The following is a 12172-nucleotide window of genomic DNA, read 5'->3' as shown; positions in this document are numbered from 1 at the left end:
ACGTAAAAAAAAACGAATTCCTCTGCGCAGCCGCAGTCGATTAATCAAGCCCTAAACGAACGTGGCTTGTTCCGACCTCGGCAGAGCCGCCAGATCGTCCGGCAGCACCGAGACCAACTGTTCAAGGAGATACCCATGAAACGCACTGCTTTTGCTGGTTTGTTTATTTCCGCCGCACTGCTGGCCTCCCCCGTGTTTGCTGCGGACAACGATCTGTGCACCTCAAAACTGCAAGAACTCAAAGACAAGGTCACGTCCCTCCCGGCCACGTCGGAAAACACCACCATGGACATCAAGCGCATGCAGGGCGACGCGGAGATGGCGCAAAAAGCGGGTGATGACAAGAAATGCATCGCCTCGGCCACGCAAGCGCTGCAACGCGTAGACAATCTGGCCAACGAACCCGCCAACTAATGACAGCGTGGCCAACCTTCGGGTTGGCCTTCCCCTGTCGTTTGGCGTACACTGCGCAGGCTTGTTGCTCATCAAGATGTACAGAGCAATGAGTTCGGGGCCGTTTAGGATTCGACGCCGGTTGCGAAACTTTAGGTGCATGCCGAGTTGGTAACAGAACTCGTAAATCCACTGTTGCAACTTCTTATAGTTGCCAATGACGAAACCTACGGGGAATACGCTCTCGCTGCGTAAGCAGCCTTAGCCTTCCCTTCTGGTACCTTCGGGTCCAGCAATCATCAGGGGATGTCTGTAAACCCAAAATGATTGTCATATAGAACAGAATCGCCGTGCAGTACGTTGTGGACGAAGCGGCTAAAACTTACACAACTCGCCCAAAGCACCCTGCCCGTCGGGTCGCTGAGGGTTAACTTAATAGACACGGCTACGCATGTAGTACCGACAGCGGAGTACTGGCGGACGGGGGTTCAAATCCCCCCGGCTCCACCAACTCTCAACGACAAAGCCCGCCCCGTGCGGGCTTTGTCGTATCTGGGCATCTGATTCAAGCCAGTTTTTACGGTTTCCCAGCAACGCTTGCGCGGTGTTCTGTCGATCACACCTCAGCACAGTTTCAATAGCTCATCACCGACTCACTAGTGCAGCTTAGGTGCAAGGTTGGACGGGGGTGCGGCGCCGGATCTATGCTTCGGGGCACAGAGGCAATTACCCGAAGGACGCTCATGAATATCTGGCTCGGCGCCGTACTGGCGGCCCTCGTTTCACTGACTGCCCACGCTGCCACCACCGACAGCGCGCCTAGGATCCAGCAGGTCGTCTACAAAAGCGGCCATGGCAGCGTGCAGTTCAAACAATCGATCAAAAGCTACAAGACGGCGCAGTACAGGCTCAATGCCAAGGCCGGGCAGCTCCTGACGGTGGACTTCAAGCCCTCCAACACCTCCGCCTACTTCAACATCACTGCCAAAGGCTCTGATTACGCGCTGTTCAACGGTTCGATGATGGGCAATCACTTTCTCGGCTCGTTACCCGCCGATGGCGAATACACGGTGCAGGTCTATCTCATGCGCAATGCCGCTCGGCGCAATGAAGTGGCCGACTACAACCTCTCGCTGATTCTCGCCAACGGCGACGCTGTGGATAACCACGCGCCCTTTGACCAGAACCTGGCGTTGCTGGGCATCCACTTTCATGTGCAGGCGACTACTGTCGACGGCAAACCCACGTTGCGCATCGAACCCAAGGGGCTGGAAATCGACAACTCGGCGATGACCCGACCGCTTAACGGCGAGATCGTCCGTGCCGAAGTCGCCGACCTCAATAACGACGGCTCACCTGAGATCTACGTTTTTACGCGCGCCTCCGGTCGTGGCATGCCGGGAGAATTGATTGCCTACTCGGCCAACAATAAAAAATCCCTGAGCGATATTTACCTGCCGCCAGTCAGCGACAATCCGAATACCGCCGAGGGGTATCAGGGAGAGGATTCATTTTCTGTGGTGGAGAACTGGCTGGTACGGCGGTTTCCGCTCTACGACAGCGCCGACGCCAACGCGGGGCGGACAGGAAAAATGCGCCAGGTTCAGTACACGTTGGACGCTGGCGAGGCGGGCTGGATTTTACGGGAAGATAAAGTTACCGAGCGCTGACAGGCATACGGGAAGGTTCTTACACGCAACCTCGCTTCCTACATTTCGCATCCTAGGAAATTTCCCTCAATACGCGTCGACTTTCATGAACTGGTGAACAGGTTTTCAGGGGATTACCCTCCACGATTGCTGCCATCCAGCGGACGGTTTGACAGCCGCAACCGCAGAGATTGTTCATTCCACGGAGCTACGTCATGAAAAAAATCACCCGACTTACGCTTGTTGGACCGGTATCTGCCGAGGCGCAAACAGCCGGCCTGAAACCGCAACCCAACGCCACCAGCTCGAACCGATGCAATCCCCGCCGCACCATCCCCCTCAAGCAGATGCTCAGCGTACGTGACGACGTCGACACGACAACCCTGCTGGCGCATGCCAGTGACCTCCTTGAGTCCCTTGCGGTCATCAGCGCCAACTTTGCTGATGAGTTCGACGGTTCCCAGCGCCATGTTGCGGTGGCTATAAAGCAACTGAGTGCATTGGCCGAAATCGTGATCTGTCGGGTGCGGGACAATCTTGATCCCCATCGATCGTGCGCCACCCCCGACCCTGAAGTTCGCCACTGACGGGCAAAACCTGCACCGGCCTCGTTGTCGACCTGTGTTTTATTGACCGGTGGAACGACATCGAGACAGCGCCTCGAGATGAATTTTTCTTCACTGCTGCCGCTGCGCCAAACCGGTACAGTCCACTCGCTCATTCAAGAAACTACGGTTCGCCCGCACTCTCCCGCGGGCTTTTTTTTGCCTGGCGTTTACGCTCCCTTTGCCACCATCGCTTGCCGTACTCCAGGTTATTGCGCGAACCTGCCAGCAGACTTCTCGCCAACCGGAGCTCCCGATGTCGCTGCTGACCTTGCCCTGCCAACGCCTGACGCTGGCCATCCTTGCCCCGGATCAGGCGGCATTGGAAAGTGATTTCTACCAGCGCAATCAACGCCATCTCGCGGCGTGGTCGCCGATCCGGACCACCGATTACTTTTCCACCGAACAGATTCGCCGCCGCCTCGACATTCAGGCCAGCGCGTTTGAAGCGGGACTGGCGATGCATTTCGCCCTGCTGACACCCGACGACCAGCAGATGATCGGTGCCTGCAATTTCAGCGGGATTATTCGCGGTGCGTTTCAGGCGTGTTATCTGGGTTATCACATCGACGAAGCGCATCAGGGCCAGGGCTTGATGCAGGAAGCGCTGGAGGCGGCCATCGCTTACATGTTCGAGACGCAGAACCTGCACCGAATCATGGCCAACTACATTCCTGGCAACGATCGCAGTGCACGCTTGCTGGAACGGCTGGGGTTTGAGCGTGAAGGCTACGCCAAGGCGTACCTGAACATAGCCGGACGCTGGCAGGATCATGTGCTGACGGCGTTGGTCAATCCGGCGTTCGAAGCGCCGGATCAGCGCTGGTCACGACGCCTGGCGAGAAATAAACGCTGACGTTCACAATTTGTTAAGCATTGGCGACGTATGCTCAGGTTTCCCGCCCCTTCCGGTTGCCTGAAACCCATGTCGCGTGCCGCCACTTCGCTGTTTCTGCTTGCCGCCCTGCTGTTTTTCTTCGCGCTGGGTAACCATCAATTGCAAGGCTCCACCGAGGCTCGCGTCGCGGGGATCGCCATGGAGATGCACCTGGACAATGACTGGGTAACCCCACGTCTGTTCGGCGAACCGTTTCTGGAAAAACCGCCCCTGAGTTTGTGGCTGGACGCTGGCGCCATGCGCGTGTTCGGTGTTTCGCCGTGGGCGGTGCGATTGGCGTCAGCGGTTGCCGGGTTGCTCAGCGTGATGTTGCTGTACGGCATGTTGCGTCGCTTCGAACGGCCAAAAATGGTCGCCTGGACGGCAGGAATTCTCCTGGCAACCATGGCCAGTTACTGGAGCAACGTGCGCGGCGTTGGCGAAGATGCCCTGCTCGCGCTCGGCGTGACCACGGCGTTGCTGGCGTTTTTCCAGGGGCAACGCGCATCGAGCGTAGGCAATGCGTTGCTGTTTATCGTCGGGATTGCCATCGCCACATTGAGTAAAGGCGTGCTCGGGCTGGCGATGCCGGGGGTAGTGATTTTCGCTTTTCTGCTGGCCGACAACCTGATGGACAAGCGCTTGAAGGTCGGCGACTGGCTAAGGCCCGGGTTGCTCACGGTAATCGGGCTGATTCCGCTGCTGATCTGGCTGGCCGTACTCTATCAGCATAGCGGCGTGCAAGCGCTCAAGGAAGTGCTGCTGACCAACAGTGTCGGACGCTTCAGCGGATCGTTCGTCGAGGCCGGGCACTACGAACCGTTCTATTACTACCTGGCCAAACTGCCCGAAGCCTTCCTGCCGTGGAACATTCTGGTGTACCTGGGGCTGTGGCATGTGCGTAAAGAGCTGAAGGCCAATCGTTACCTGCTGTTTTTCAGCCTTTGGATCATCGTGCAATTCATCATGCTGAGCCTGGCATCGAGCAAGCGCACGGTGTACCTGATGTCGATGACACCGGCTGCTGCGGTGATTGCTGCGGAATACGCAGGCGTGCTGTTTGAGCGATTGAAACGGCACGAAACTGCCACCGGGTTCGTCGGAAAAATCGCCCGTCATCGTCAGACACTGACAATGAGCATCCTCACGCTGGTGATCGTCAGTTACCTGGGCGCAGCGCAATGGGCACTCCCCCACGCGGATAAAAAACTCTCTTTCCTGCCGCTGACCGCACACATTCAGACGCTGCAGGCCGAAGGGCATCAGATCGCCCTGTTTCAGGCCAATGAACGTCTGGGTGGCGCTACCGTGTTCTACACCCAACGCGTGCTCAAGGGGTTGGATACCGATGCACAGTTGAGAGACTTCCTCGCCGCCTCTTCCTCCCACGTCGCCATAATGGCGGCAGACCGCGAACCCGCTGCGCCGTTGAAAGTGATCAAGACGTTGATGGTCGCAAAGCAGGCGTACTACTTCGTCGGGTATTGAAGCCGCGGGAGTACAAACAAGAAACCCGCCAGTAAAAGGCGGGTTTTCTGTAGCGATCGCAAAGACTCAGACAGACGCTTCTGGCTGCGTGCTGAAGGCCTGAGACTGCTTGTCCAGCACCGGCAACGCCAGCCGTGCCCACCCATAAAACGCCAGCGCCGTCAGCAAACACGCCAACCACACGAAGATTCCAGCCCAGAACGTGTGGGACATGTAGTGCCAGCCCTGCAGAACCCGCGTCGTGCCGTAGACGAAACCGAGCAACAATGAACCCCACAGCAAGGCACTGGAAAAACGCCACTGATAGCGACGCGCTACGAAATACAACGCCAGCATGGTGAAACCACCGGACGCATGGCCGCCCGGCCAGCAACGCCCACTACCCGCTTCATGGAACAGCTGGAAATTGCTGTACCACTCGATATGGGCCATTTTTCCGCCATACAACGTCGTCTCGATCGGGCAGTAAACACTGGTGTGCGACTTGAGGAAATGGATCACGCCCGTACACACCGCGAACGCCACCACCACAAACAGAAAGTCCCGACGGTGATCAGCGGTGAATCGCAGCACGGGAGCGACTTTGCTGCGCTCCAGAAACGCGCCAAGTCGAGGACGCTTCTGTGCATTGACCAACGGCCAGACCACCGACAGCAGCGCGCCGATCAGGGCGATTTCCGCCGTCCAGTTGGGAATGATCCGCGCCCATTTGTGCGTCAGTTTTTCGAAGAAGTGAATCTTGTCGAGCGGGAAGCTCTGAGTCAGTGGATCAAACAACAGATTGCTGAAGGCGATGTCGATTTTGGTCATGTCGAACATCAGGAACACCAGCGCCGCGCAGGCAAGCGGAATGCCGAAGTTATAAACGTAGAAGCGGGATTTCATCGGGTATTCACCGTGCGCCAGTCGGAAGCCTCAATAAAGCCGAGCATTTTCGGAGCCGCCGGGCTGGCAGCGGAAACAAACAGTGAAGCGCCGTAACCCAGGTTGGATGTCGGCACTTTCAGATCTTTTTCCAATTGCCCCATGCACTCGCTGTGGGTCACCAGAATCAGGTTACGACCGGGGATCTTGTGGGAAAGCGCGTCCTGCAACATGTGCCCCTTGCAGTTCATCAACCAGTCTTCGCCACTGGCGGCCCGATTGAACATGTAACCGGCCGTCTGCACGGTGCGCAGCGACGGGCTGTTGTAGATGTCGGCATTGTTCAGGCCCAGTTGTTCGAACTGTGCACCGACACTGACGGCGGCACTGCGCGAACGGTCGGTGATGCCGTCATGGCCGATCAGGCACGGCGCACTGGAGTGATCGCAGCGCTCGACGTGGCGCACCAGCACGATCATGTCGCCCTTGGCCCACCCCGCCGCCAACGCCTTCGCACCGGCCACGTTGCCGTGGGCCAGATCCGGCACCGACGCCGGTGCCAGCAACCAAAGGGTCAGTGGAATCACCAACACCGAGGCCGCCAATACGACCCAAGTGTTTCGAAAACGCGCCAAACCGCTCAGATCAATCGAGCGCTTGGCGCCGAACAGACTCAGTCTCAGTTCCACAAAAACCGCCTCGCCAGCCAGCATCACTTGTCATTCGATGCGGCGAAGCTACAGACGCCCGTGTGGGCAGCCAGTGAAACCCATGTGAAAAAAGTCTTGGGATCGGCTTGTTACAAATTCTGTCGGACAAAATCCTTTCAGCTCTCGGATTTACGGCCGATACACACCTGCTACACCCTTGCTGGCTCAAAAAAACAACAATCTTCCAGCCTAACCGACGATCAAGAAACCCTACGTTTCTGGAGGAATTGTGATGAATAGCTGGTTCGGTAACATCAGCGTGAACCTGAAATTGGGATTGGGCTTCGGCCTTGTCCTGGCACTGACCTGCGTACTGGCCCTGACCGGCTGGACCAGCCTGGGCAGCCTGATTGACCGCAGTAACTGGATGAGCGACATCACCCAGCTCAACGCCGGCCTGACCAAACTGCGCGTGGTGCGCCTGCAATACATGCTGACCAACGGCGACGAGACTGCCGCGCAGAATGTGCAGACCACCCTCGACGGTTTCGCCGCACAACAGCAACAACTGATCAGCAGCTTCAAAAGCCCGGAAAACGTCAAACTGCTCAAGGAGCAGGCCGCGACCATCGCCGAGTACCAGACGTCGCTCAACAAAATGCGCAACGCCTACCGCACCGGTAACACCGCGCGCGAGACCATGGGCGCTAACGCCCAGACCGCTTACAGCCTGATTGAAGCGATCAGCACCCGCGTCCACCAGATGGCGATGAGCGAACAGCGTTTCGACCAGTTCCAGGCCATCACTGGCGCCAAGGAAGCGTTCATCCTCGCGCGCTACGAAGTGCGCGGCTACACCGCCACCACCAATGCCGAAACCGAGCAGAAAGCCATCGGCCAACTCGACGCGGCCATCGCCAGCCTCAAGCCACTGAATGTGCATTTCGGCGATACCCAGCAAGATGCCTTGCGTCAGCTGGAAACGGCGCTGATCAACTATCGCAGCGCGCTGATGGCCTACAAGTCCGCCAACAGCGAAGCCGTGCAGGCACGCAAGGAAATGACCGATCAGGGCAGCACTATCGTGAACCTGAGCGAGCAGTTGTATCAGATCCAGCTTGATCGCCGCGACGCCGAAAGCGCCCAGGCCCGCACCCTGCAACTGATCAGCACCCTGCTGGCTCTGCTGGTGGGCATCATTGCCGCCGTGATCATCACCCGTCAGATCACCCGCCCGCTGCAAGACACCCTTGCCGTGGTCGAGCGCATCGCCAGCGGCGACCTGTCGCAAAACGTGGTCGTCACCCGCCGCGACGAACTCGGTGTACTGCAACAAGGCATCGCCCGCATGGGCGTGACCTTGCGCGACCTGATCAGCGGCATCCGTGACGGCGTCACCCAGATCGCCAGCGCCGCCGAAGAACTGTCGGCCGTGACCGAACAGACCAGCGCCGGTGTCAACAGCCAGAAAGTGGAGACCGATCAGGTCGCCACTGCCATGCACGAGATGACCGCTACCGTGCAGGAAGTCGCGCGCAATGCCGAAGAAGCCTCACAAGCGGCCGCCGTTGCTGACGGCGAAGCCCGTGAAGGCGACAAGGTTGTGAATGAAGCCATCGCCCAGATCGAGCGTCTGGCCAGCGAAGTGGCGCGCTCCACCGAGGCCATGAGCGTGCTGCAACAGGAAAGCGACAAGATCGGCAGCGTCATGGACGTGATCAAAGCCGTGGCCGAACAGACCAACCTGCTGGCGCTCAACGCTGCCATCGAAGCGGCACGCGCCGGTGAAGCCGGTCGCGGTTTTGCCGTGGTGGCCGACGAAGTCCGTGGTTTGGCTCAGCGCACACAGAAATCCACCGAAGAAATCGAAGGCCTGGTCGCCGGCCTGCAGAACGGCACACAGCAAGTGTCCACCGTAATGAACAACAGCCGCGCGCTGACCGACAGCAGTGTTGCCCTGACCCGCAAGGCCGGCTCGTCCCTGGAAAACATCACCCGCACGGTGTCGAACATCCAGTCGATGAACCAGCAGATCGCCGCCGCTGCCGAACAGCAAAGCGCCGTGGCCGAAGAGATCAGCCGCAGCATCATCAACGTGCGCGACGTGTCCGAACAGACCGCAGCGGCGAGTGATGAGACCGCCGCCTCCAGCGTTGAACTGGCGCGGTTGGGTGGTCAGTTGCAGCAGATGGTCAGCCACTTCCGCGTCTGATTTCATCACCTGAATACCATCTACAACAAAGCCTTTGGCAACAAAGGCTTTGTAGTTCAGAACATCTAGTGCTTCGTTTTTATGTCCGTACCTACGCGCGACTGACTTTTATGTTACGACCTTCGAAGTCTCCTCCATCTAGATCATCAATAGCACTTTGGGCAGAGACGTCGTCTAAAAAAGTCACAAAACCAAACCCACGAGACCGCCCTGTTTCTCTGTCCCTAATTATAATCGCGTCTTCAACCACGCCATAATTAATGAATACGCTTCTCAGCGAATCGTCCGTAGTATTAAACGAAAGGCCACCTATAAAAATTTTCACACTCATGGTTCGCACCTCTTGGCTTGCATATGTTAGTTCCACTCGCACGCCGAACATAACAATCCCGAAAAATTTTTACACCTGTAAGAAATACCAGGTTTTTAGACGAATTCAATCTAACCGTTATGCTGGAGTGGTATGAGGATTAGCACGAATAAAACAGCTTCAGTCTCGTATTCATAGATCCGCTACGTCACCTGTGCAAGAAGTGCCGCCGTATGGTCCTCGCGGTCTGCATATGCGCAGAGTTCATCAACAAGTTTCACATGTCTTTGAAGTTCCCCCGCGTTTTTTAGCTGATCATGGCAAGCCGATAACGGAACGAACAAGCTAGTTATATTATTATCCAGACTGTTACTCACAAGTGAAGTACCGCTTTATGAAACACAAAACTATCGATTCAGCATCAACTAACACCCACTGGTTTCTGCATCTCGTCTATACATGAACTTTCCAACCATCAGACCGACATCTTAATCCTATCCTTTACACGTCAAGCTCATTTCTTTTCATTGACAACAAGTTCTAAAAACAAAGTCGTAAACGAAGCCATCGCGCAGATCGAGCGGTTGACCAGCGAAGTGGCGCGCTCCACCGAGGCCATGAGCGTGCTGCAACAGGAAAGCGACAAGATCGGCAGCGTCATGGACGTGATCAAAGCCGTTGCCGAACAGACCAACCTGCTGGCGCTCAACGCTGCCATCGAAGCGGCACGCGCCGGTGAAGCCGGTCGCGGTTTTGCCGTGGTGGCCGACGAAGTCCGTGGTTTGGCTCAGCGCACACAGAAATCCACCGAAGAAATCGAAGGCCTGGTCGCCGGCCTGCAGAACGGCACACAGCAAGTGTCCACCGTAATGAACAACAGCCGCGCGCTGACCGACAGCAGTGTTGCCCTGACCCGCAAGGCCGGCTCGTCCCTGGAAAACATCACCCGCACGGTGTCGAACATCCAGTCGATGAACCAGCAGATCGCTGCTGCTGCCGAACAGCAAAGCGCCGTGGCCGAAGAGATCAGCCGCAGCATCATCAACGTGCGCGACGTGTCCGAACAGACCGCAGCGGCGAGTGATGAGACCGCCGCCTCCAGCGTTGAACTGGCGCGCTTGGGTGGTCAGTTGCAGCAGATGGTCAGCCACTTCCGCGTCTGATTGACCAACTGACGAAGAAGCCCGCTACCCCACCCATTGGGTGTGATAGCGGGCTTTTTTGTAGGCGCTATCGAACAGCAACAGAAGCCGTCAGCTCACCCACGGATCAATGATTTCAACACCACTTGACTCAAAATCCTTCACGTTACGAGTGGCAATCGATGCGCCATGTGCGCGGCAGATCGCGGCTATTTGCGCGTCAGCCATCGACACCGCGCGGCCCTTTGCTTCGCAATCAGCAACCAATGTTGCGCACTCAATGGCGGCATGAGCATCGAACGGCAAAATGCGCCCGGCAAAGTCCTCTTCGAACATGGCCATGGCATGCGCCTCAAGTTTTTGTTTGCGCTTGCCAGAGGGCAAGCGCGCGATGCCGTGAAGTATTTCGGCCACGGTGACAGCGCTGATTGCCAGATCCATCGCCGGCTGCGCATCCACCCAGGCAAGCACCCGGGTTGCAGGCTCGAGGCGCATAAACTCTGAAAGCACGTTGGTATCGAGCACTATCATTCAGAAAAATCCACGCCGGTGGCTTTATCTGAACGCGCGGGTAGATCCAGCTCCACGGCCCCCACATCGCTGAACCTGTTGCGAATCCGACTGCCAAGCCCACCCGCGCGATCAACCGTCGCCAAGGCTCTGCCCAGAATCAGGCGTGCCTCTTCTTCCATGGAATGTCCGTTATGCGCCGCAGTAATGCGCAACTGCTCCTTGAGCTTCTCATCAAGGTTTCGGATTGTGATGCTGGCCATGACGCCTCCTGCAATCAATGAAATCATTGATTGCAGGCTAACACATCCCGCCTTGCTGAGATTTGGCAATCTTCCCAGTGGCAATTACACCCTCAGCGCATTCCACGTCTGCAATTTACTTCAGCCATGCTTTCAAACTACCTTTCAGGGCATTCATTCGCTCATGCAGGCTTTGATCATGCCATCGCTCGGCTTCACCTCCGTTCCGCCCCTGCTCAAATACCTGCGCCATGCCGAGCGACTGGGCATGGCCATTGAGCCGGCATTGGCGGCGGCCGGGTTGCAGGCGCAGCAGTTGAGCGACAACAGCCTGCGCCTGCCGGGTGAGGCGCATGAAAAACTGCTCGATTATTTCTGCGAACACTCGGGCGATCCGTTGTTTGGGCTCAACGCGGCAACGTTCGTGCTACCCAACTCGTGGAGCGTGCTGGGTTACATCACCATGAACTGTGCGACGCTGGGCGATGCCATGAGCCGCATCATGCCGTTCGAGAAACTGGTCGGCGACATGGGTGTGAGTCGCACCGAAGTGCAGGACGGCCATGTGCACCTGATCTGGACTTGCCGCTATCAGCGCCCGCAGATTCGCCGGCATCTGGTGGAAAACGTGCTCGGTTCGTGGCTGCACTATGCGCGCTGGATTGCTGATACGCCGATGTCGCCCGCCGCTGTCCGGCTGGAACATTCGCGCCCTGCCGAGACCACGTTGGCGCAGTACGAAGCGTTTTTCGGTTGCCCGGTTTTGTTCGATCAGGCTTATTCAGCGTTGATCGTGCCGTTGGCGTATCTGCAATTGCCGTTGCGCCAGGCCGATGCGCAATTGCTGCGCACGCTGGAAGAACATGCGATGGGGTTGATGGCGACGCTGGAGGATGCGTCGCTGGCGCTACGCGTGAAAACCATCCTGCGCCAATTGCTCAAGGAAGGTCTGCCGCGCAAGGAGCAAGTGGCCGAGCAGTTGGCCGTGTCGGCGCGTACGCTGCAACGTCAACTGCAACAGGCCGGCACCTCGTATCAGCAGATTCTCGATGACCTGCGTCAGGAACTGGCTGAGCATTACTTGCTCAACAGCAACCTGCCGATTCAGGACATTGCGCAGTATTTGGGTTTTACCGAACCGCGTTCGTTTCACCGCACGTTCAAGCGTCGACGGGGGATGCCGCCGGGGGAGTTTCGGCAGATGCATCGGGGCTGACTGTGCGGACCTCT

General features: G+C 57.4%; 13 protein-coding genes, 1 other RNA gene and 1 pseudogene. 10 read left to right on the top strand and 5 right to left on the bottom strand.

The features are described from left to right. The first annotated feature begins 135 nt into the window (after nucleotides 1-135). The 6 genes from AACY18_RS17130 to AACY18_RS17105 all read left to right on the top strand — a co-directional run bounded on the left by AACY18_RS17130 (nucleotide 136) and on the right by AACY18_RS17105 (nucleotide 5012). Nucleotides 136-414 carry a hypothetical protein gene (locus tag AACY18_RS17130; RefSeq protein WP_221730590.1) on the top strand — a complete coding sequence of 93 codons (279 nt, stop codon included), beginning with the start codon at nucleotides 136-138 and terminating at the stop codon, nucleotides 412-414. 96 nt (nucleotides 415-510) lie between these two features. Continuing rightward, nucleotides 511-903, top strand: a transfer-messenger RNA (tmRNA) gene (ssrA, locus tag AACY18_RS17125). A 233-nt stretch (nucleotides 904-1136) separates the two neighbouring features. Then, nucleotides 1137-2063, top strand: a complete 927-nt coding sequence (locus AACY18_RS17120; protein WP_339465463.1) for a hypothetical protein — start codon at nucleotides 1137-1139, stop codon at nucleotides 2061-2063. A gap of 194 nt (nucleotides 2064-2257) precedes the next feature. Then, nucleotides 2258-2629 (top strand): DUF6124 family protein, encoded by a 372-nt coding sequence (locus AACY18_RS17115; protein WP_339465462.1) that lies wholly within the window; start codon nucleotides 2258-2260, stop codon nucleotides 2627-2629. Nucleotides 2630-2903: 274 nt separating this feature from the next. Next, nucleotides 2904-3503 (top strand): ribosomal protein S5-alanine N-acetyltransferase, encoded by a 600-nt coding sequence (gene rimJ, locus AACY18_RS17110; protein ID WP_339465460.1) that lies wholly within the window; start codon nucleotides 2904-2906, stop codon nucleotides 3501-3503. A 69-nt stretch (nucleotides 3504-3572) separates the two neighbouring features. Continuing rightward, complete coding sequence (locus tag AACY18_RS17105) at nucleotides 3573-5012, top strand: ArnT family glycosyltransferase (protein WP_339465459.1); 1440 nt, start codon at nucleotides 3573-3575, stop codon at nucleotides 5010-5012. 66 nt (nucleotides 5013-5078) lie between these two features. On the opposite strand, the gene AACY18_RS17100 is transcribed toward AACY18_RS17105, so the two are convergent. Further along, nucleotides 5079-5897, bottom strand: a complete 819-nt coding sequence (locus tag AACY18_RS17100) for a phosphatase PAP2 family protein (RefSeq protein ID WP_339465457.1) — start codon at nucleotides 5895-5897, stop codon at nucleotides 5079-5081. Continuing rightward, on the bottom strand, nucleotides 5894-6565 hold the full coding sequence (locus AACY18_RS17095; RefSeq protein WP_339434258.1) for a histidine phosphatase family protein: 672 nt from the start codon (nucleotides 6563-6565) through the stop codon (nucleotides 5894-5896). Before AACY18_RS17095 ends, AACY18_RS17100 begins: the two co-directional genes overlap by 4 nt. Before the next feature lie 253 nt (nucleotides 6566-6818). Here AACY18_RS17095 and AACY18_RS28135 point away from each other — a divergent pair. Both AACY18_RS28135 and AACY18_RS28130 read left to right on the top strand, forming a co-directional pair. Next, a pseudogene (locus tag AACY18_RS28135) lies at nucleotides 6819-7880 on the top strand (methyl-accepting chemotaxis protein); the annotation flags it as partial. Further along, a complete protein-coding gene (locus AACY18_RS28130) occupies nucleotides 7875-8738 on the top strand; it encodes a methyl-accepting chemotaxis protein (protein ID WP_445261961.1) in 864 nt (287 codons plus the stop codon). The pseudogene AACY18_RS28135 and the gene AACY18_RS28130, both read left to right, overlap by 6 nt. Before the next feature lie 91 nt (nucleotides 8739-8829). Here AACY18_RS28130 and AACY18_RS28125 read toward each other — a convergent pair whose 3' ends face one another. After that, a complete protein-coding gene (locus tag AACY18_RS28125; protein WP_445261959.1) occupies nucleotides 8830-9069 on the bottom strand; it encodes an RNA recognition motif domain-containing protein in 240 nt (79 codons plus the stop codon). Nucleotides 9070-9644: 575 nt separating this feature from the next. Between AACY18_RS28125 and AACY18_RS17085 the strand changes: the two genes are divergently transcribed. Next, nucleotides 9645-10211, top strand: a complete 567-nt coding sequence (locus tag AACY18_RS17085) for a methyl-accepting chemotaxis protein (protein ID WP_445261498.1) — start codon at nucleotides 9645-9647, stop codon at nucleotides 10209-10211. 90 nt (nucleotides 10212-10301) lie between these two features. Here the strand turns inward: AACY18_RS17085 and AACY18_RS17080 are convergent, their stop codons facing one another. Then, on the bottom strand, nucleotides 10302-10721 hold the full coding sequence (locus AACY18_RS17080; RefSeq protein WP_339465454.1) for a type II toxin-antitoxin system VapC family toxin: 420 nt from the start codon (nucleotides 10719-10721) through the stop codon (nucleotides 10302-10304). Next, the gene (locus tag AACY18_RS17075; RefSeq protein WP_221730516.1) at nucleotides 10718-10963 is read right to left on the bottom strand and encodes a FitA-like ribbon-helix-helix domain-containing protein; all 246 of its coding nucleotides are present in this window, start codon (nucleotides 10961-10963) and stop codon (nucleotides 10718-10720) included. Before AACY18_RS17075 ends, AACY18_RS17080 begins: the two co-directional genes overlap by 4 nt. A 178-nt stretch (nucleotides 10964-11141) precedes the next feature. Here AACY18_RS17075 and gliR point away from each other — a divergent pair, with 178 nt between their 5' ends. Beyond that, nucleotides 11142-12158, top strand: coding sequence for an AraC family transcriptional regulator GliR (gliR, locus tag AACY18_RS17070; protein ID WP_339465453.1), 1017 nt, complete (start codon nucleotides 11142-11144; stop codon nucleotides 12156-12158). Nucleotides 12159-12172: the final 14 nt, after the last annotated feature.

The organism is Pseudomonas sp. EA_65y_Pfl2_P74 (assembly GCF_963970575.1).
Lineage (GTDB): Bacteria > Pseudomonadota > Gammaproteobacteria > Pseudomonadales > Pseudomonadaceae > Aquipseudomonas > Aquipseudomonas baetica_A.
The sequence above is the reverse complement of the archived record's forward strand: the minus strand, read 5'-3'. Positions and strand labels throughout refer to the sequence as shown.

Coding starts and splice junctions, on each gene's coding strand:
- AACY18_RS17120 (WP_339465463.1), top strand. CDS start 1,137: ATGAATATCTGGCTCGGCGCCGTACTGGCGGCCCTCGTTTCACTGACT.
- AACY18_RS17075 (WP_221730516.1), bottom strand. CDS start 10,963: ATGGCCAGCATCACAATCCGAAACCTTGATGAGAAGCTCAAGGAGCAG.
- AACY18_RS17115 (WP_339465462.1), top strand. CDS start 2,258: ATGAAAAAAATCACCCGACTTACGCTTGTTGGACCGGTATCTGCCGAG.
- AACY18_RS28125 (WP_445261959.1), bottom strand. CDS start 9,069: ATGAGTGTGAAAATTTTTATAGGTGGCCTTTCGTTTAATACTACGGAC.
- rimJ (WP_339465460.1), top strand. CDS start 2,904: ATGTCGCTGCTGACCTTGCCCTGCCAACGCCTGACGCTGGCCATCCTT.
- AACY18_RS17080 (WP_339465454.1), bottom strand. CDS start 10,721: ATGATAGTGCTCGATACCAACGTGCTTTCAGAGTTTATGCGCCTCGAG.
- AACY18_RS17105 (WP_339465459.1), top strand. CDS start 3,573: ATGTCGCGTGCCGCCACTTCGCTGTTTCTGCTTGCCGCCCTGCTGTTT.
- gliR (WP_339465453.1), top strand. CDS start 11,142: ATGCCATCGCTCGGCTTCACCTCCGTTCCGCCCCTGCTCAAATACCTG.
- AACY18_RS17130 (WP_221730590.1), top strand. CDS start 136: ATGAAACGCACTGCTTTTGCTGGTTTGTTTATTTCCGCCGCACTGCTG.
- AACY18_RS17100 (WP_339465457.1), bottom strand. CDS start 5,897: ATGAAATCCCGCTTCTACGTTTATAACTTCGGCATTCCGCTTGCCTGC.
- AACY18_RS28130 (WP_445261961.1), top strand. CDS start 7,875: ATGGGCGTGACCTTGCGCGACCTGATCAGCGGCATCCGTGACGGCGTC.